The following is a 21075-nucleotide window of genomic DNA, read 5'->3' as shown; positions in this document are numbered from 1 at the left end:
TATCTTCGTTAATAGATAAAGACTTTATAGCATTGGTATTCGTACCGATAGCTCTTTAACAATATGGAAATCTGTAACTATAGTAACGATCAGCAATGATCAAAACTAAAACGAGTTGCGGTTTGGATGAAGTCTGGCTCGAATGAGGCAGGTGGAATACAAGCAGCATGTCGTTCTCAAGCAGAAAAAATCAGCGAAAATGTCAGCTGACAGTATAACCAAAATACAGACGTATTCGGGTTATATGGTCAAGTGAATAAGCGCATACGGTGAATGCCTAGGCAGTAAGAGGCGATGAAGGACGTTGTAGCATGCGAAAAGCTTTGGGGAGCCTGCAAACCGGCTGTGATCCAGAGATGTCCGAATGGGGAAACCCGGCGTGCATAAGCACGTCATCTTTGAGTGAATACATAGCTCACTGAAGCGAACCCGGAGAACTGAAACATCTAAGTACCCGGAGGAAAAGAAATCAACCGAGATTCCCTAAGTAGTGGCGAGCGAACGGGGACTAGCCCTTAAGCTAGGATAAGGTTAGTGGAACGGTCTGGAAAGTCCGGCGATACAGGGTGATAGCCCCGTACACGAAAACCTTTTTCTAGTGAAATCGAGTAGGTCGGAGCACGTGAAACTTTGACTGAATATGGGGGGACCATCCTCCAAGGCTAAATACTCCTTACTGACCGATAGTGAACTAGTACCGTGAGGGAAAGGCGAAAAGAACCGCGGAGAGCGGAGTGAAATAGAACCTGAAACCGTATGCGTACAAGCAGTGGGAGCCCCTTCGTGGGGTGACTGCGTACCTTTTGTATAATGGGTCAGCGACTTACATTTTGTGGCAAGCTTAACCGAATAGGGGAGGCGTAGCGAAAGCGAGTCTTAATAGGGCGTTTAGTCGCAAGGTGTAGACCCGAAACCGGGCGATCTATCCATGACCAGGCTGAAGGTTGGGTAATACTAACTGGAGGGCCGAACCCACGTCTGTTGAAAAATACGGGGATGAGTTGTGGATCGGAGTGAAAGGCTAATCAAGCTCGGAGATAGCTGGTTCTCCTCGAAAGCTATTTAGGTAGCGCCTCGTGTATCACTGCTGGGGGTAGAGCACTGTTTCGGCTAGGGGGTCATCCCGACTTACCAACCCGATGCAAACTCCGAATACCAGCAAGTGCAAGCACGGGAGACACACGGCGGGTGATAAGGTCCGTCGTGAAAAGGGAAACAGCCCAGACCGTCAGCTAAGGTCCCCAAATCTATGCTCAGTGGGAAACGATGTGGAAAGGCACAGACAGCCAGGAGGTTGGCTTAGAAGCAGCCATCCTTTAAAGAAAGCGTAATAGCTCACTGGTCGAGTCGGTCTGCGCGGAAGATTTACCGGGGCTAAGCATAGTACCGAAGCTACGGATTTACGCGTTAAGCGTGAGTGGTAGAGGAGCGTTCCGTACGCCTGCGAAGGTTCATTGAGAAGTGGGCTGGAGGTATCGGAAGTGCGAATGCTGACATAAGTAACGATAAAGGGGGTGAAAAACCCCCTCGCCGAAAACCCAAGGTTTCCTGCGCAACGTTAATCGACGCAGGGTTAGTCGGCACCTAAGGCGAGGCTGAAAAGCGTAGTCGATGGAAAACAGGTTAATATTCCTGTACCAGTAGTAACTGCGATGGGGTGACGGAGAAGGCTATATCAGCTGTCGGTTGGAAGTGGCAGTTTAAGCAGGTAGGCATGCATCTTAGGCAAATCCGGGGTGCTCTATGCTGAGACGTGATGACGAGCGGTTCGAAAGAACAGCGAAGTGATAGATGCCCTGCTTCCAGGAAAAACCTCTAAGCTTCAGGTTACTAGTGGCCGTACCCCAAACCGACACAGGTGGGTGGGATGAAAATTCTAAGGCGCTTGAGAGAACCCAGGTGAAGGAACTAGGCAAAATGATACCGTAACTTCGGGAGAAGGTATGCCCTCATTACGTGAAGGTCCTCGCGACTGGAGCGGAAGGGGGTTGCAAAAAATCGGTGGCTGCGACTGTTTAGCAAAAACATAGCACTCTGCAAACACGAAAGTGGACGTATAGGGTGTGACGCCTGCCCGGTGCTGGAAGGTTAATTGATGGGGTTATCTTCGGAGAAGCTCTTGATCGAAGCCCCAGTAAACGGCGGCCGTAACTATAACGGTCCTAAGGTAGCGAAATTCCTTGTCGGGTAAGTTCCGACCTGCACGAATGGCGTAACGATGGCCACACTGTCTCCACCTGGGACTCAGTGAAATTGAAATCGCTGTGAAGATGCAGTGTACCCGCGGCTAGACGGAAAGACCCCGTGCACCTTTACTATAGCTTGACACTGGACTTTGAACCTACTTGTGTAGGATAGGTGGGAGGCTTTGAAGCGGGAACGCCAGTTCTCGTGGAGCCAACCTTGAAATACCACCCTGGTATGTTTGGAGTTCTAACCTCGACCCGTTATCCGGGTTAGGGACAGTGTCTGGTGGGTAGTTTGACTGGGGCGGTCTCCTCCTAAAGAGTAACGGAGGAGCACGAAGGTACCCTCAGCCTGGTCGGAAATCAGGCAATGAGTGCAAAGGCATAAGGGTGCTTGACTGCGAGACGGACAAGTCGAGCAGGTACGAAAGTAGGTCTTAGTGATCCGGTGGTTCTGTATGGAAGGGCCATCGCTCAACGGATAAAAGGTACGCCGGGGATAACAGGCTGATACCGCCCAAGAGTTCATATCGACGGCGGTGTTTGGCACCTCGATGTCGGCTCATCACATCCTGGGGCTGAAGCAGGTCCCAAGGGTATGGCTGTTCGCCATTTAAAGTGGTACGCGAGCTGGGTTCAGAACGTCGTGAGACAGTTCGGTCCCTATCTGCCGTGGGCGTTTGAGATTTGAGGGAAGCTGCTCCTAGTACGAGAGGACCGGAGTGGACGAACCTCTGGTGTTCCGGTTGTCATGCCAATGGCATTGCCGGGTAGCCACGTTCGGACAGGATAACCGCTGAAAGCATCTAAGCGGGAAGCCCCTCCCAAGATGAGATCTCACTGGGACTTTAAGTCCCCTGAAGGGCCGTCGGAGACTACGACGTTGATAGGCACGGTGTGGAAGCGCAGTAATGTGTGAAGCTAACGTGTACTAATTGCCCGTGAGGCTTGACCATATAACACCCAATGCGTTTGGGTGTCACTGACACGCTGATAAACGTAAGAAAACGACACACTCGATACAGATTTCCATGAAAAACAGGACCGGAAACAACCTAAGTTAATTGCGAACGCATGACCCAAAGGTATTTTCCTAAAAGCCAAAGGCTTATAACCTGTTTATGACGGCTGACTAAAACCAGCCAAACCAGTTTGCTTGGTGAACATAGCAAGCGTGAACCACCCGATCCCATCCCGAACTCGGAAGTGAAACCGCTTAGCGCCGATGATAGTGTGGCAGGTTGCCATGTGAAAGTAGGTCATCGCCAAGCTCTTAATACGAAAGCCCCGCTAGCAATAGCCGGGCTTTTTTTTTGACCCCAAATCATCCATATACCAACACCCTTCTCTTTTGCGAATGGGGTTGTTAGAATCCCCTCACACAATGTTTAGCGAGAAAACGCATGAGTGCAATAGACAGAATCCAAGCCCAATTAGCCAGTCATCCCGTGGTCTTATACATGAAAGGCACGCCGGATTTTCCCCAGTGTGGATTTTCCAGCCGCGTGGTGCAAGTCTTGCAAGCCTGCAACGCGGATTATGCCCACGTCAATATCTTCGAAGATCCTGAAGTGCGCGAAGCCTTAAAAGAATACTCGAACTGGCCCACTTATCCCCAACTGTATATCAACGGCGAATTAATCGGTGGCTGCGACATCGTTATCGATCTGTTTAATAATGGCGAGCTCATTAATTTGCTGGCTAAAGTGACCGCCGCGCAATAGGTGTGCAGCCTTAGTTCTGGCCCCAGTTAGAGTAAACGATATTCCTAAGTATCCAGCGCTAAATTTCGTGAAAATGAAGCATGTGGTGGTCAGCTTTTATGTTATCTACCATTTTCATTTCAAAGCCATGGGGCGTTGCCTCAAATTAAAAGTAACCGAAGAGGTCCATAAAAACGGGTCGTTGCCCCATTTATACGGTTACCACCATGGAAAAACACGAGCGACGAGCCCCTATTATAAGCCATCCAAAAACGCTACCGACAAAGCGTAGAGCACTAAATAAAAGATCGTGAACGATGTTTTGCAAGGTTTGCGGCTACGCCAGCGAGTACTAGATTGGTTTGCAGAATCGAAAAGCAAAGCCAGTCGCTTCGCCAACCAAACGGCTTCGACCCAAGCGAAAATATCAAGATGAGGTATTGCTGGAACCTTTGAAGCGCATCTGGTTCGCCAGTCATCAACTGTGCGGCAAGCGCTTGAAGGCGGCAATTCCACGTTGGCTGCCGCATTACGAAGACCAATACGGCATCTTGGCGGACAACGTCCGCGCTGACTTGTTGAAGGTGTCGGTGGTGACCCTGGATCGCTTGCTCAAGCCATTGCGCGTTCAGCATCCCAAGAGCATGTTCGGCACCAAGCCTGGTTCGCTGTTAAGCTCTCCCGAATTCCCACTCGCACTCATCATAGGGACGAAACCCCGTCCGGCTTCGTCGAGGCCGATACGGTGGCTCACTGTGACAATTCCCTGGTCGGAGATTTCGTCTGGAGGTTAGCCATAACTGAGATCGTCAAAGGCTGTACCGAAGTGGGGCCACTTGGAGCAAGGGCTCTCAAGGCGTTTTGGTCTAGTTCAGGCTATCGAGGGTTTACTGCTGTTCCCGTTGAATGGCTTCGATTGCGATACCCACAGATTCCCCTTGGGTAGCAATACCGAGTTTCTTTGGACGCCCTTGCCTTTCGCCTACATTTTCCCATCTCACTGGGCAGTGGCTGGACTTTCACCAGTTTGCTGGCTACCAGCCAGTCGCACGTTTTCTCCGCTTCGCTTCGAAAGCCCGCCCGGCGCTACGGCTTCGGGGACTAAAAACTAACGCTCCGTTTCCAAGATTATCAGCGTGTGAGGCGATACGCGAGGCAGATATATGGCAAAGCTTAGTCCGATCCACTAGGGCGGCGACTTATCGTATACACAGTATTTGGTATTTTTCTATCCCAGCTGAATTCGAAGGGCGATTTTATCGAAACGTCTCTCGGATAGGTGTCCGAGTTTTGTTGACAGGAAATTTGCTAATAGGTGACAACAGGCACTCACATAAAATAGCTTAATTTATCTTGACAAGGATTTGGCAAGTGGTAGACTGCCACGCACCTCAAGGGACCGGGGTGTCTTCAATAAGAAGGCTAAATAACATGGAAAAACAAAGAACTCCCGATTCGATCGGGGATTTAGATAATCTTTTAGGAGGTAGAAATGGCTGCTACAACTGAATCAGTTAAGGCTGATGCTGCGGAAGCACCGCTTTTAAATCAAAAAAACCTGTGGGCAGGTATTACCCTGTACTTGGTTTTTTATTCTTTCATTCGTTGGTACGAAGGTGTTTATGGCTGGTCAGCTGGCTTAGACTCATTTGCTCCAGAGTTTGAAACATACTGGATGAACATGCTGTACATCGAAATCGTTATCGAAGTACTGTTGTTTGCTGGTATCAATGGCTATATCTGGAAAACTCGTGACCGTAAAGTCATGTCAATCACTCCACGTGAAGAATTGCGTCGTCATTTCACACACTGGACATGGTTGGTTTGCTACGGTTGGGCTATCTACTGGGGTGCTTCTTACTTCACAGAGCAAGACGGTACATGGCACCAAACTATCGTTCGTGATACTGACTTTACTCCAAGTCACATCATTGAGTTTTACCTGTCATACCCAATCTACATCATCACTGGTTCGGCTGCTTTCATGTATGCAAAAACAAGATTGCCTACATACCACGAAGGTCTGCACTTGATGTATCTGATTGCGGTTATCGGTCCATTCATGATTCTGCCTAACGTAGGTTTGAACGAGTGGGGTCACACATTCTGGTTTATGGAAGAGTTGTTCGTTGCTCCATTGCACTACGGTTTCGTATTCTTTGGTTGGGCTGCTCTGGCTATCATGGGTGTTGTGAATACCGAAGTAATGGCAATTGCAAAATTGCTGAAAAAAGATTTGGCTTAATAGCTTATCTTTAAAAGTAAAAATACTATCTCCTTTCCTGCCGCTGCTTTGTTTAAGTGGCGGTAGGATAAAGGGAAGTGAAAAAATATAATTTTAATTCTTTAGGAGGTAAGCTAATGAGCGCATCTCAATCAGCTGTACGTTCACGTGCGGAAGCGGTACAAGTTTCCCGTACGTTTGACTGGATGATTCTTTTTACACTGTTCACAGCAGTTCTGGGCGGTTACCACATTCACTATATGTTGACTGGCGGTGACTGGGATTTCTGGACTGACTGGAAAGATAGACGTCTATGGGTAACCGTGGCACCTATTGTTTCTATTACATTCCCTGCGGCTGTTCAAGCATGCTTGTGGTGGAGATACCGTTTGCCAATCGGTGCAACTATTTCTGTTGTTGCTCTGATGGTTGGTGAGTGGATCAACCGTTATATGAATTTCTGGGGTTGGACATACTTCCCAGTTAACATTTGCTTCCCATCTAACCTGCTGCCAGGCGCTATCGTTCTTGACGTTATCCTGATGTTGGGTAACAGCATGACTTTGACTGCTGTATTGGGTGGTTTGGCTTATGGCTTGTTGTTCTATCCAGGTAACTGGCCTGTAATCGCGCCATTGCACGTGCCTGTAGAATACAACGGCATGATGATGACTTTGGCTGACTTACAAGGTTACCACTATGTTCGTACCGGTACACCTGAGTACATCCGTATGGTAGAGAAAGGTACATTAAGAACTTTCGGTAAAGACGTTGCTCCAGTATCAGCGTTCTTCTCTGGATTCGTTTCTATCATTATTTACTTCTTGTGGCACTTCTTCGGCAGATGGTTCGCTAAAACCGACTTCATCGCTGACGACGCGTCTTAATTATAGTAAGAAAATGAACCTGGTGGTTTTAGATAACTACCAGAAAGTCTTAATTAAAATTCTCTAGTGATAGAGGAGGAAATATGAAAATAATAAAAGACAAAGTTGCAAAACTGTCCTTTGTCGCACTGTTGGTCGCAATGACAGCAGCGATGTTCTATGCTCCAACAGCATCTGCTCACGGTGAAAAATCACAGGCTGCGTTCATGCGTATGCGGACGATTCACTGGTTTGACTTGAACTGGTCAAAAGAAGAAGTGCCTGTTAATGAAACTATGACAATTTCTGGTAAATTCCTGGTATTCGCAGGCTGGCCAGAGACTGTTGATAAACCAGAAGTTTCATTTTTGAACGTTGGTATCCCTGGTCCTGTATTTATCCGTGCAGGCTCTTGGATCGGCGGTCAATTGGTTCCTCGTTCAGTGTCTCTGGAATTGGGCGAAGTTTACGAGTTTAAAGTTCTGTTGAAAGCTCGTCGTCCAGGTGACTGGCACGTTCACTCTATGATGAACGTACAAGGCGGTGGTCCTATCATCGGTCCAGGTAAATGGGTAACCATTACTGGTTCTATGAGCGAGTTTGTTAACCCAGTTACTACTTTGACTGGTCAAACAATCAACTTGGAAAACTACGCTCTGGATAACGTTTATTTCTGGCACGCAGTATGGTTCGCTATCGCGTTCGCATGGCTGTTGTTCTGGATCAAACGTCCTCTGTTCGTTCCACGTCACATCGCTGTAGCATCTGGCAAAGCAGACTCTTTAATTTCTGCAGGTGACAAAAAAATCGGTATGGTGTTTGCTGTTGGTACATTGGTTATCGTTGCTGCCTCTATGGGGGCAACCAACGAAAAATATCCTGTAACAACTCCTTTACAAGCTGGTTTGTTGCGCGGCATGAAAACTTATCAAATGCCTGAAGCTAACGTTTCAGTTAAAGTTGATGATGCTACATACCGTGTTCCTGGTCGTGCGATGCAAATGACCTTGACCATTACAAACAATGGCGATTCAGCTGTTCGTTTGGGTGAGTTCAACACTGCAGGTGTACGTTTCTTAGATCCAGCGGTTCATGAAGATGATACTGCTTACCCAGATGATTTGCTGGCTGAAGAAGGTTTAACTGTTAGCGATAACAGTCCTCTGGCTCCAGGCGAAACACGCACTGTCGAAGTAACTGCTTCTGATGCTGCTTGGGAAGTATATCGCTTAGCTGACTTGATCTACGATCCAGACAGCCGCTTCGCAGGTCTGTTGTTCTTCTGGGATGAAAAAGGTAACCGTCAATTGGTAACAGTTGATGCTCCTCTGATCCCAACTTTCATCTAATGTTGAAAGTTTTCTAAGTCGAAATACTTAGGAAGAAATTGAAAACCCTCGCTATTGAAAGATAGCGGGGGTTTTTTTTGGCTAATATGCTCGGAAAGTGCAGGAAAACGTTAAAAATGAAAAAAGTGCTAGTAATTGTTGGGGTGTTAGTACTGAGCGGTTGCTCGGAAAAAGAAGAGTATCAGTCCGTGGTGTTGGAGCAGATGAAGCAAGATAAAGATATTAAGGACTACGGAATTGAGCCGGAAGTAATGACAAAATGTGTCGTCGATACTTCGTCGAATGCTATGCCTGGGTTATTCTTATTAGACCCTGAAAGGCGCAAAGCGTATAAAAATTACGCGAAAATGTTAGATCTCAATAAGTCAACGGATCCACAAAAGACCTTAATCGAATTACGAGAAAGTTTCGGTGCACCTAAAGAGCTTGCAGAAGCGCATTCAAATTATGTCGAAAGCGTAGTCGAATGTATGTCTGGATTAGTGACTGGCGGAGAGGAAAAATTGAAAAATGCAAAATAGTAAAATCTGACGAAACAGTCCAGGTATAAATCATTCGAAATTTAATTGAATGAATAAAATGTAAACTTTTCACGAAAGCTATTTTAGTTATCACTCAAAAGTGAAGTACAAGCCCAAATATGAGCAAGGCGTGCCGTTGGAAGGGTTGCCAGTATCTTCAGGTTAAAAATGAATGAAACTGGAGTTTCTGGCTGCAAAGCGACGATATTAGAAAGGTAACTAAAGGCCAGAAACATTGCGGAAACTGTCACTAGCTGAATGTATCATCGCCGTCGTTATCCTTAGTCTCTGAGAGAACTGTACAGTACTTGCCTTGACGTTAGGCAACTTCCCCAGGTCATAAGATAGCTTGCTAATCTAAACACTACATCCCGGCTTAACTCGCCGGGTTATCAAGTAACGGCGGTATCCTCTTAGTATTAAAATGCATTCGTGCAGCGAGATTAAATAGGCAACGTCATCGGGTTCAATATGCATTCCTCGCTTGAGAGGCAGCATAGTACACGCGCTAGAAAAAAGAAGGCGGTTTTCTACTCATTGTATAATTATTATTTCGACAATTAACAATCTGCGATGACTGTTCTTATGATTGAGAATCGCGCCAAGTAATAAAGTTAGACTGCTAAAATGACTAAGTTTTTAGATAAATGCTGACGTAAGTTGCTAAGCTATTTAACTAATGCTAACGGTAGGACGACAATCGTGCCAATTATCTTAAAAGTACTTTCTTACAAAGGTTTGCCACTACCTACTGAATTGAGTGCCGAATTCGGTCAGTTAGGCGGAACAATAGGTAGAAAAGCAGGAAATACCTTGGTATTACCTGATGCGGAAAACTTTGTATCAGGCCATCATGCTGAAATCCTTTATGAGGACGGTGGTTATTTGATCAAAGACACAAGCAAAAATGGTACATATTTATCAAATGCCGGATTGAATATAAATGATACGCAAGCCAGATTGTTAGATCGTGAAATTTTGCGCATCGGCGAATATGAAATTATTGTGGAACTGTCTTCAGCCGAAATATCACCAGTTCCACCCATGAGCGTTGAGAATCTTTCGCCTTCACCATTTGCCGAATCGTTTCAAAATGATCAGCAGTCAATAGTCAACGAACCTCTAAATTTCTCGATTTCGCCTAACGCAGCGAGTTTTCCCTTCGGAGAGCGCCCGCCTGCTTCCCCTTTTCACGATAGCTTTACCGCACCCGAGGTGTTACCTCCCCAGAGCGATGGTAAAGATATTGCCGAATTCTTAAAAGGCTTAGATTCCTTAGGTGCTTTGAATACACCATTCAACGCGTCTCCCGAGTTAGAGCTCCCGAGTTTGGAAGCAATACATATATCCGAGTCTATTTCTTCGAGCATAGCGGTAGATTCTAAAGACGTATTCCAAAATACGTCTAATATTGAGCGTGAGGATGAGCAGGCGGCTTCGCAATCCAGTGTAGGAATTACGATAACAACGAGCAAAGAGCCATATGTCAGTTCTAAATCGGGTGATGCTTCGCTCATGAAGATGTTTTTGGATGGGGCGGGAATAAAAGATCAATCGTTTTTGACAGAAGAGCAGTGGCCGGAGGCGATGAAAGCGACCGGTGTGTTATTCCGAAATTTGATCGAAGGTTTGATGGATGTTTTACGCGCACGAGCGGAAATGAAAAGTGAATTTCGAGTTTCCGTCACCACAATCCGTTCATTTGACAATAACCCGCTAAAATTCAACCCAGATGTGGAAAGTGTGCTCAAGCTGATGCTCGCACCGAATAATCCCGCGTTTATAAATTCAAATGATGCAGTAACTGAAGCGTTCAAGGATGTTAAGTTTCATCAATTGGCGATGACGGCGGGTATTCAGGCCGCGTTAGGGGAGATTTTGCATCGTTTCGATCCAGACACTTTCGAAAAGGTGTTGGGCGAAGGGATTGTTTTTCAGCGAAAAGCCAAGTGTTGGGAGCTTTTTTGCGAAAAATATCCGGAACTGAAAACACAAACAATTGAAGGATTTTTTGGAGAAGAGTTCGCTGAAGCTTATGAAAAGCAGATGCGTCTATTTGCGAGGCGGTGAAAGTTTGCAACTCAATTGAGTTGGTGGCGAAAATTTCATAAGTCATTGTTATTAAATAATAAACGGTACCGAATAGAGTATGTCAATCAATAACCGGATTGTTTGGTCGGAAGGCATGTTCCTTAGACCTCAGCACTTTCAACAACATGATCGTTATCTTGAAAGCCGTATTGATGGCCGCTGTTACGGAATCAGGGCATATGATTGGGGCTTTTCTTCGTTAAAACTGGATAGTGGGCAATTGGCGATTGGAAAAATCACTCTGGCCGTTGCTAGAGGGATTTTCCAGGATGGTACCCCATTCCATTTGCCAAACGAGGACGAGCTGCCGCTACCACTTGATGTTTCTGAAGACATCGCCAATGAAGTGGTTTATTTAGCATTGCCGCTGAGTCGTCCGGACTCTGTTGAAGTTGATAGCGACAATAACCCCGATGGATTGGCGAGATACCGCATTACTCATAGGGACGTCAGAGACAACAACGCGGGTTACGACGCTCGTTATCCCGTGCAGATTGGTAGCATTCGTCCGAGACTTATGCTTGGCAACCAAGAAAGGTCAGGTTATCTGTGCTTGGGAGTCGCTAATATCATTGAGGTGCGCGCCGACAAAACAGTCGTACTGGATGACAAATACATTCCCGTGGTGCTACAGTCGTCAGCCAGTAGTATTTTGAACGGCTTCGTCCGGGAGCTGCAAGGCCTGTTGCATACCAGAGGGGAGGCTTTGGCGGCCCGCGTGGCGGGAACCTCGCAAGGTGCAGGAGTGGCTGAGGTTGCAGACTTTATGTTGCTGCAAACCATCAATCGTTATGAGCCATTGCTGGCACATTTGGCCGGAGATGCGCTGTTACATCCAGAAGCATTTTTTTCGTTATGCTTGCAGCTGATGGGAGATCTAGCGACCTTCTACCGCCAAAATAAACGCCCCGCAGTGCTGCCCGAATATAGACATGACGATTTGCGTATTTGCTTTATCCCGTTAATTGATGAGCTAAGACGCCTGCTAAGCATGGTGCTTGAACAAAATGCGATTCAAATTCCGTTAACCAAACATAGCCAGTCGGTTTATTACTCGGGGCGTCCCGATGTGAAATTATTGGAGCAGGCAATCTACGTCTTGGCAGCCAGCGCACAAGTATCTTCGGAGATGTTGCGTACGCATTTTCCACCGCAGGTGAAAATTGGCCCGGTGGAAGAGATCACGCAATTGGTCACAGCTGCACTGCCCGGTATTTCAATTCATCCTTTGCCCGTTGCCCCAAGGCAATTGCCGTATCACGCCGGATGCTCTTATTTCGAACTCGATAAGCAAAGCCCGTATTGGAAGAAAATGATGGACTCCGGCGGCTTTGCGTTTCATATTGGCGGTAATTTTCCGGGATTGGAGTTGGAATTCTGGGCAATAAAAAAAGGGTGATGACATGGTGCAACAAGGACCTTTCGGCGACGACGACAAAACAGTGTTGCGGCCCTCGCCAGGTGGACGAATGCCGCAACAGCCATCAGTTACACAAATACCGCCATCTCCACAGCCCCTGCAGCCGGCCTCAAATATCAACATTCCGTCGCTCAGTTTACTTTCCGGAGCGGATAGCGGTTCATTACTGACCTTATCAGCCGGCATTCTGTCTTTGGCGGCTAGACTTAGAGCAACCGTTAGCTATTCCGGGGTTGATGAACTAAAGCAAAAGTTGGCTAAAGAAGTCAGAGAATTCGAGAACCGTGGCTTGAATGCCGGGTTTCAGCAAGAAACCATGCGTATGGCGAGTTACGATTTATGTACTTTTCTGGATGAAATTATCCAAAACACGCCTTGGGGCTCGCAGAGTAATTGGGGGCATCAAAGCCTGCTTATCCTATTTCATAAAGAAGCCTGGGGCGGCGAACGCTTCTTCCAAATACTCGAACATCTGGTGAAACAGCCGGCGCAAAATTTGCCGCTCATCGAGCTTTGCTATGTGTTGTTAAGTTTTGGATTCGAAGGTAAATATCGGGTCATGGCCAATGGTGCTAACGAATTGGAAAAACAACGTCTTGAGTTGTATCAATTGATTCAGCGAGTAAGAGGGGATTTTCCAACGGAGCTGTCTCCACGCTGGCATGGGCAAAAAAGCGGAAATAGCTCGTTGATAACGCAAGTGCCCTTATGGGTGTTCGCCAGCGTAGCAGGTGGTCTGTTGCTGCTTTGTTATCTGGGTTTTGCATTTTTTATTAATTCGGCATCCGATCCTGCCTATCGGGAATTACTGAAATTGGTCAAGGAGCCGGTACAAGCGGCCGCGGCCGCTACGATCACTCCGCCTGCACCGGTTGTCGCCAACCGATTGGAACGCTTTAAACCGTTATTACGCGATGAAATTGCCCAGAATATGGTCGAAGTAGTGGACGATAGCATCATTCGCGTTCGTAATTCCTTCCCCTCCGGTAGCGATCAAGTGAAACCGGAGTTTCTGCCGATGTTGAAAAAAATCGCCAAAGAACTCGAGAATGAACAAGATTCGATCTTGGTAACCGGTCATACCGACGACAAGCCCATCGTGTCGGCGCGCTTTCCATCCAATTGGCATTTGTCCACAGCACGCGCTAAAAACGTATTGGCAATTTTGACCGCATCCGCCCAACTAAAAGGTTCGGCCAGAGCAGAAGGCCGGGCCGATGGCGAGCCTTTGGCGCCTAATGATACGCCTGAACATCGAGCCCTAAATCGGCGCGTCGACATCTTGATTAAGTGAGAATACCGCGTGGAACGGATAATCAGTTTTTTTAAAACAAAGTGGGTGCTAGAACTGATCGGTATCGTGATTTTGTCGGTACTGATTTGGTTTATCGGGCCTTTAATCGCAATTGCCGGCAGTGTGCCGTTGGAGACCGATTCAAGCCGGATTATAACGATAAGCGTCATATTTGGATGTTGGTTGATTTACCGGTTGGTCGGGTGGCTGTTGTCGCGTAAGCGCGAGCAGCGTTTGATGGCCGATTTGGCTGGCGGCGCTGATGCAAACGATGCGCAAACGGCCTCGGCGGCCGAGCTGGATGTGTTGAATCGCGGTTTCGATGAGGCTTTGACTTTACTGAAAACTACCAGCGCCAAACAACGCGGTCGGAAGCAGTATCTTTACGAATTACCTTGGTACGCCATTATCGGCGCACCAGGCTCCGGCAAAACCACAGCGTTAATCAATTCCGGATTACATTTCCCCTTGGCCGAACGCTTGGGCAAGCATTCGGTAAAAGGTGTCAGCGGCACGCGAGATTGTGATTGGTGGTTCGCCGACGAAGCGGTGTTATTGGATACTGCCGGTCGGTATACCACCCAAGATAGCCATCAAGAAGTGGATGCGACCGCCTGGCACGGTTTCTTGCAGCTATTAAAAAAATATCGACCACGCCGCCCTCTGAACGGGGTATTTGTGGCGGTGAGTGTCAGCGATTTAATTCAGCAGACCGAGGAAGAGTTACGCCAACATGCCGCAGCAATTCGGCGGCGGATTACGGAACTTAATGCGCAATTGGGTGTGCAATTGCCAGTCTACGTGTTGTTCACGAAAGTGGACCTTGTAGCGGGATTTAGCGATTTCTTCGCCAATTTAACCGAAGACGAGCGTAGCCAGGTGTGGGGTGAGACGTTTATTCGTGCCGATAACGATAAAGAAGATCTGGCCGCTCACTTACTGCAATTCGAAAAGGCCTATGACGAATTAACTGAGAGGTTGGTGCAACGCCGTTTGAAGCGTATCCAGGAAGAGCGCGATGTGCAGCGGCGTACGGCTATTTTTGATTTTCCGCAACAAATGATGCTGTTTAAATCGGTGGCGACCGGGTTTCTGGATGCCGCATTTGCCACCAATCGCTACGAAGAGCCTTTCCTATTACGCGGGGTTTATTTCAACAGCGGCACCCAAGAGGGGACGCCGATAGATAGAGTGATGGCAGCGTTGGCCTCAAGCTTTAGATTGGAAAGGCAAGCAACACCGTTAATGAGCGGGCGCGGTAAAAGCTATTTTCTGACTAAACTTCTGAAGCAAGTCGTGTTTCCCGAAGCCGAATTGGTTGGCGTGGACCCAAAGGTCGAGCGGCGTTTTCGTTTGATGAACCTCGCCGGCTTTGCCGCCACCTTTGCGCTTGTAGCGATAGCGGTCGTGGTTTGGATGGTCAGTTTTGCCACGAATAAGTCGGCGATTGCCGATGTAGAAAAGCAAATAGAAATTTACCGGGCCAGCAATCTGTCTCCCACTGATTCGCGCTCCGGTTTTCTGGCCTTATTGCCCAAGCTTAATGCCTTGCAAGCCGCCAAAGACGTGTATGCGCAAACCGGTTGGAGCAGCGGATTTGGCTTATATCAGGGCGATAAAATCGATTCTGCTGTTGATATTGCCTATCAACGCTTGCTTCGCGAAAATTTTCAAGCCTTGATTACGCTGCGCTTGAAAGAGCGTATGCAAAGCGATGAAGGCAAAAATCTGGATGTACTCTACCAATTATTGCGTGTCTACCTGATGTTCGGCGAGCCAAAGCGGATGGACGCCAAAGTTGCCCAGCCTTGGGTGAAATTGGATTGGGAGCAAATGTTTGCTACTGACCCGGAGACTCAAGCCAAATTACAGTTACATCTAGATAATTTGTTGGCTTTGAATTTGGATCCGGCTGCTATCGACAACAGCTTTGTCGACGCGGTACGTAATAAATTGACGCAAATTCCTCTGGTCAATCAACTTTATAGCCGTTTTAAAAGTGAGGCGCTGTTTGATCGCAGTCACGACATTTCGGTCGCCGGACAACTGGCGCCGAACGGCGGCCGAGTGTTTACCGCGAACGGCAAAGAATTGGATACGTTGGTGGTGCCCGGTTTGTTTAGCAGTTACGGTTATACGGAGCTGTTTCTGAAAAAAGGCATGGTTTACGTCAAGGAAGCCAGCGAACAGAATTGGGTACTCGGTGTAAACGGCGCAAGTACGCCAGTCGAAATTGATCGTTTATATAGCGATTTCAAACGCCTGTATTTGGGAGATTACCAAAAGACCTGGGATAGCGTGCTGACGGCGGTTAAGTTCCGCCCGCAGCCCAGCAATAATCAGCTGGTTGATACGCTGGATCTGCTATCGCGTCCCGATTCGCCATTGAAGCTCTTGTTGGAGTTGGTCGAAAAAAATACCGCGTTAAGTAAGCTCTCATCCGAATTGGCCGATGCGTTGGCAAAATCCACAGGCGGGGCCTTGGCGGTTCCGGAGGCTGCTACCCAAAAACTGCTGGCGATGGCCAAGCAAAGTGACGGCGGTGTTGACCCGGTCAAGGCCTTGGAGACTTACTTCGAACCTTACAATATGCAAGTGCGGGGCGCCGCCGATAGGCCTGCTCCGATCAATGCGACGATGGCGAGTATCAAAAATCTGCACGATTATCTGATGCAGATTGGTTCGGCACCCAATAGCGGTGGCCAGGCTTTGTCTACCGAAGCGGCGCGGTTTGCCGGCGGTGGTGTCGATCCGTTGCAAGCCGCAAAAATGGAATTTGCCCGTTTACCCGGTCCGGTCGCAGCCTCACTGAACGCGTTGACTAGCACGGGTGGGCAACAAATCAAAACCGGCGCGAAAGGGCAGCTCAACGAAATGTTGAAAACCGCGGTGACGATGCCCTGCAAAAGCGCTTTGGCCGGCCGTTATCCGTTTGCAAAAAATACCCAGCAGGACGTGTTGATGGCTGATTTCGGTAAAGTTTTTGCCGCTAACGGGATTGTCGATCAATTTTTTAACACGAATCTCAAGGCATTTGTTGATACTGCGGCGGTGCAGTGGCAGGAGCTTAGTTCTGATAAGGCTTTAGGTTTATCGGCAGCCAGTATTCGCCAGTTCCAGATCGCGGCGAAAATTCGCGACGCATTTTTTCCTAGTGGCGGCGCGGTCCCGCAAGTGCAATTCGAGTTAAAACCCTTGGCCTTGGACGACAAGGTCAGTACCTTCAGATTAAATGTCGAAGGCCAGGAGTTGGTTTACCGCCACGGTCCTGAGCAACTCACCAAGTTTCAGTGGCCCGGCACCAATAATAGTGCCGGTGTCAGAGTGGTGTTCGAAGGTTTGGACGGCAAGCAAGTCAGCAAGTCCAAGGAAGGGGCCTGGGCGTTGTTCAGGATGTTCGACGAATTCAACATCCAACCCACTGGTTTGCCGGATCGCTTCAATTTGACCGTACAACTGGAGGGCTATACCGCAAAATTTGAGTTGCGCGCGGCCAGCGTCAACAATCCGTTTGGCATCAGCGAATATCAAAGCTTCCGTTGTCCGGAGTCACTATGAGTTCTATGGATGGACTGAGCGTCGGCTTTTTTGGAAAAGTGCCGGGCCTTGGCGATTTTGTCAGTCGGCGGCTGCCCAGGCACTTTATCGAGCCATGGGACCAGTGGTTACAGGCATCGATGCGTTCCAGCCAGGAAACATTAGGAGATAGTTGGTTATCCTTGTTTTTGGTTAGCCCGCTTTGGCGCTTTGCTTTGAGACCTGGCGTGTGCGGTGCGAGTGCTTGGGCCGGTGTCATGATGCCCAGCGTCGATAGGGTCGGGCGCTATTATCCGTTGACGTTGGCGCAAGCCGTCAGTGCGGAATCTTTGCTGTCCTTGTTTTCGCCGGAATCGGAATGGTTTGCACAATTGGAAGATGCTGCGCTATCGGTGTTGAACGACTCCTGCGATCTGGATCGGTTTGATAAGGGGCTGATGGAAATCGGTTCGGCTGACAATTTGACGCCGCAGTATTTTCAAGCTGATTCTAGCGGCGGATTGGGGGCATTTAACGGCAAGCTCGCATTTCGTTTCGATTTGGAGGGCCTGGATCAGACGGATGCGCTGTTTCCTCGCTTGAGTCAGAGTTTGCTGGATCGCTTTATACCGGGTTATAGCATTTGGGCAAGTGAAGGCGGCCAATCGAATCGCCCCAATTTGCTGGTTTGCGAAGGCTTGCCGCCTATCGATGCTTACGCGAGTTTTTTACAGGGTATGCCGCAGGCTGGCAGATCTTGGCAGGTGCAGAGCTATCGCCAAGACCAAAGCGTGAAGAAAGTCGGGAGAGAGCCGAGCGCCTCTGCGGTAGGCGCGACGGCGAGCCAGGACATAACGCTTCCAAACTCGACAAAGTGGGCTTCCTACGGGGTTACGGTGGTCGGCAATAAGCGTAAGCACAATGAGGATGCCTTGCTCGATTGCCCGTCGCTGGGTCTGTGGGTGGTTGCTGATGGCATGGGCGGGCATCAATCCGGCGATGTTGCCAGCCGCTTGGTGGTGGATTCTTTATCGACGTTGGAATTTACCGAAAATCTGGATAATCAGGTCGAAGCTGTTTCCCTCAAATTACATAAGATCAACGACGATTTATGCCGCTTTGCCTCGGGCATCCAGCCAGGCAGTATTGTCGGAACCACGGTAGTCGCCTTGCTGGCCAAGGGCGACCAGTGCGCGGCCATTTGGGCTGGTGACAGCCGCTTATACCAATTGCGCCAAGGCGAGTTTACGCAGATTACCCGCGACCATACCTTGATCGACGAATTGATGGATTCTGGTGTGATGACTCGGGAAGTGGCGACCCAGCAAGTGGGAGCGAATGTGATTACCCGCGCGGTGGGTGGGCAATTGACGTTGGCGTTGGATGTGCTGCGCTTTCAGGCTGCCGGCGGTGATCGTTATCTGCTATGTAGCGACGGCTTGGATAAAGAATTATCGGAAGCCGAAATTGCGGAATTGATGGGTTCAGGGAGTTGCCAGTCGGCCGCCGAAGCCCTGATTAACCAAGCGTTGAGCAGAAGCGGCCGAGATAATATTACCGTACTAGTCGCCGAATTTAGTGGTTAAGCCGAAATCAGGATACTGCCGTCCAGGTTCTTAGGTTCCTCGAATGTTTTGGGCGTAAGACGATTTAACAATTGTATAAACGCGTGAATCCCCGAGCGGACGGCTGTGGTAGTTGGTGTCTTTGGGGAATGTCTGTCAAAGTTTGTATAGTACAGATAGACCCAATGATGTGAGCAGCCGATGTGATCATTCGGTGGCTAGCACGCGAGAGGTTTTTGCGGCACGAACAGTTGACGGATTTTCTCAATGGAAAACGGTATTTCCCCTCGCGGTAGCCAATCACCGCAAGTACCGAATATCGTATCCGTTACGAAATATCGTGCCGACCTGGCGCTGCAATGGGGTGTTCATGTTGTGTTTTAGCACACCGTTTGAATTATAAGTTAATTTATATCAATGCCTTACGGTTTTTCGGGCGGAGGGGGCATGAGTTGGCATGTTAAATGATCCAGATGCGTTATCTATTGATAAGCAAATGCAACTTGATAGGTATAAGATTCTGCGACATTTAGGGTTTTTTAGTTTAAAGCGCGACATGAAAAACCGACTAGACTAATGCGAATTGGTTTTGGGCTTAATACAGGCGTAACAAGTCCGGGGCACTATAGAATTGGGTCGATTGTAAGAAACGGGGCGCAAGGCACACGGTTTCGTTACCGCTTTTCAATCGGTTGATGTTAACAATTGGATGACGATAGAGGCGTAAAAATGGCGGATTTGTCCGGATTACTAGAACCTGTTTCGGCGGAGCAGCCTTGCGGCGAGAACCTTGAATATGACAATGCCAGAGTGGCATTGGACACCAATATTTTAGGAACCCCGGAAAATCAGTTTTCTGGCGAGAAGGCGCTGCCGCCTAACTGGCGCGAGGTCTACAAGGAGGCTTTGGCGTTATTGCAGCGTTCCAAGGATTTGCAAGTCATTTTGTACTTGGTCCGGACACTGATCAACGTTGAAGGGTGGAGAGGTTTTCGCGATGGGCTGGGCTTTCTGGAAGAATCTTTGACCCGTTATTGGGATTCCATACACCCTCAGCTCGATCCCGACGACGGTATGGATCCGACGTCGCGAATCAATATTTTGGAAGAGCTTGCCAGCTTCGACCTGATAATCAGGCCTCTTAGTTTGGCGGTGCTGGTTGAGTCGAAAGCCATCGGCAGGTTTTGTTTGCGTGACATTCAGTATGCAACTGATCGGCTGGAGGTGCCCAAGGGCCTGACAAAGCCAGACAATGGTGCTATCAACGCGGCTTTTCTGGATATGGATGACGCGGCGTTAGTTGATAATTATCAGGCCTTAGTCGACAGTATCAAGATCGTCGAGCGGATCGACGCTTTCGTCAACGAAAAAGTCGGAGCCAGCCAAGGCGCGGTATTGACGCCGTTGAAAGCTTTACTGAAGGAAGTCCGGGATGATTTCGATCATTACGCCGGGTCGCGGTTGTCTAGCGATGCCGAGACTGAGGCAAGCGACGATGGAAGCACCGCCGAGGCAGCTAATGATGTAAAGCCAGTTAAATCCAAAGCGGTGAGCGGTGCCATTGAGTCGCGCCAAGATGTGGTGAGAACATTGGATGCGCTTTGTAAATATTATGCGGATTACGAGCCGTCCAGTCCCGTGCCCATCTTGTTGCGCCGGGCCAAGCATCTGGCAACTGCGGATTTCTTGGAAATCGTCCAAAACTTAATGCCGGATGCGCTTTCCCAAATAAGTGCGATAAAGGGTCCCGACCCAAGTTAGAAACTGATTTTTGGTAGTCCTTCTTAATGTCAAGCGGAGAATACAATGGCTGAAAGTAGTCAGAAGTTTATACAACGAAACCGGGCTCCCCGGGTGCAGATTGAATACGATGTCGAACTCTATGGTTCCGAGAAAAAGGTGCAATTGCCATTCGTGATGGGCGTCATGTCGGATTTGTCCGGCAAGCCGGCTGAACCGTTGGCGCCGGTGGCTGATCGTAAATTGTTGGAAATTGATGTCGATAATTTCAATGATCGATTGAAATCGATGAAACCGCGGGTCGCATTCCAAGTTGCCAATACCTTGACCGGTGAAGGCAATTTGAATGTCGACATTACGTTCGAAAGTATGGATGATTTTTCTCCCGCAGCCGTTGCCAAAAAAGTGGCGGGCTTGGATAAAGTCTTGGAAGCCAGAACCCAGTTGTCCAATTTGATTACCTATATGGATGGCAAAACCGGCGCAGAGGAATTAATCGCGAAGTTAGTTAACGACCCCGCGTTGTTACAAACCTTGGCTGCTTCGGCGAAACCGGCGGAAGCAGGCGGTGATGCCGCTGAAGGGAAAGGGGAGTAAGCC

General features: G+C 48.5%; 13 protein-coding genes and 2 rRNA genes. All 15 read left to right on the top strand.

All coding sequences use genetic code 11. The features are described from left to right. The first annotated feature begins 246 nt into the window (after window positions 1-246). Window positions 247-3142 (top strand): 23S ribosomal RNA (locus EBB_RS01420). Between the two features lie 199 nt (window positions 3143-3341). Continuing rightward, window positions 3342-3457: ribosomal RNA gene (gene rrf / locus EBB_RS01415) — 5S ribosomal RNA — on the top strand. A gap of 132 nt (window positions 3458-3589) precedes the next feature. Beyond that, entirely contained in the window at window positions 3590-3910 is a 321-nt protein-coding gene (gene grxD, locus EBB_RS01410; protein ID WP_192392146.1) for a Grx4 family monothiol glutaredoxin, read from the top strand. A 341-nt stretch (window positions 3911-4251) separates the two neighbouring features. Beyond that, window positions 4252-4683: a hypothetical protein gene (locus tag EBB_RS01405; protein ID WP_192392145.1), complete on the top strand. Its 432-nt coding sequence runs from the start codon at window positions 4252-4254 to the stop codon at window positions 4681-4683. 698 nt (window positions 4684-5381) lie between these two features. Further along, the gene (gene amoC, locus EBB_RS01400) at window positions 5382-6134 is read left to right on the top strand and encodes a bacterial ammonia monooxygenase, subunit AmoC (protein WP_036280014.1); all 753 of its coding nucleotides are present in this window, start codon (window positions 5382-5384) and stop codon (window positions 6132-6134) included. A 116-nt stretch (window positions 6135-6250) separates the two neighbouring features. Continuing rightward, complete coding sequence (gene amoA, locus EBB_RS01395; protein WP_192392144.1) at window positions 6251-7000, top strand: bacterial ammonia monooxygenase, subunit AmoA; 750 nt, start codon at window positions 6251-6253, stop codon at window positions 6998-7000. Between the two features lie 83 nt (window positions 7001-7083). Continuing rightward, entirely contained in the window at window positions 7084-8328 is a 1245-nt protein-coding gene (gene amoB / locus EBB_RS01390; RefSeq protein ID WP_192392143.1) for a bacterial ammonia monooxygenase, subunit AmoB, read from the top strand. A 116-nt stretch (window positions 8329-8444) separates the two neighbouring features. Then, window positions 8445-8849, top strand: coding sequence for a hypothetical protein (locus EBB_RS01385; protein WP_192392142.1), 405 nt, complete (start codon window positions 8445-8447; stop codon window positions 8847-8849). 702 nt (window positions 8850-9551) lie between these two features. Next, on the top strand, window positions 9552-10919 hold the full coding sequence (tagH, locus tag EBB_RS01380; RefSeq protein ID WP_192392141.1) for a type VI secretion system-associated FHA domain protein TagH: 1368 nt from the start codon (window positions 9552-9554) through the stop codon (window positions 10917-10919). 79 nt (window positions 10920-10998) lie between these two features. Then, complete coding sequence (gene tssK / locus EBB_RS01375; RefSeq protein ID WP_192392140.1) at window positions 10999-12339, top strand: type VI secretion system baseplate subunit TssK; 1341 nt, start codon at window positions 10999-11001, stop codon at window positions 12337-12339. Window positions 12340-12343: 4 nt separating this feature from the next. Beyond that, window positions 12344-13654 (top strand): type IVB secretion system protein IcmH/DotU, encoded by a 1311-nt coding sequence (gene icmH, locus EBB_RS01370; protein WP_192392139.1) that lies wholly within the window; start codon window positions 12344-12346, stop codon window positions 13652-13654. A 45-nt stretch (window positions 13655-13699) separates the two neighbouring features. Next, complete coding sequence (tssM, locus tag EBB_RS01365) at window positions 13700-17212, top strand: type VI secretion system membrane subunit TssM (RefSeq protein ID WP_229427519.1); 3513 nt, start codon at window positions 13700-13702, stop codon at window positions 17210-17212. Continuing rightward, on the top strand, window positions 17209-18756 hold the full coding sequence (tagF, locus tag EBB_RS01360) for a type VI secretion system-associated protein TagF (protein ID WP_192392137.1): 1548 nt from the start codon (window positions 17209-17211) through the stop codon (window positions 18754-18756). The genes tssM and tagF overlap by 4 nt, the downstream gene beginning before the upstream one ends. A gap of 708 nt (window positions 18757-19464) precedes the next feature. Further along, window positions 19465-20496: a type VI secretion system protein TssA gene (tssA, locus tag EBB_RS01355; protein ID WP_192392136.1), complete on the top strand. Its 1032-nt coding sequence runs from the start codon at window positions 19465-19467 to the stop codon at window positions 20494-20496. Between the two features lie 45 nt (window positions 20497-20541). Then, on the top strand, window positions 20542-21072 hold the full coding sequence (gene tssB / locus EBB_RS01350; protein ID WP_026603011.1) for a type VI secretion system contractile sheath small subunit: 531 nt from the start codon (window positions 20542-20544) through the stop codon (window positions 21070-21072). Window positions 21073-21075 lie beyond the last annotated feature (3 nt).

The organism is Methylomonas fluvii (assembly GCF_014850975.1).
GTDB classification, from domain to species: domain Bacteria; phylum Pseudomonadota; class Gammaproteobacteria; order Methylococcales; family Methylomonadaceae; genus Methylomonas; species Methylomonas fluvii.
The sequence above is the reverse complement of the archived record's forward strand: the minus strand, read 5'-3'. Positions and strand labels throughout refer to the sequence as shown.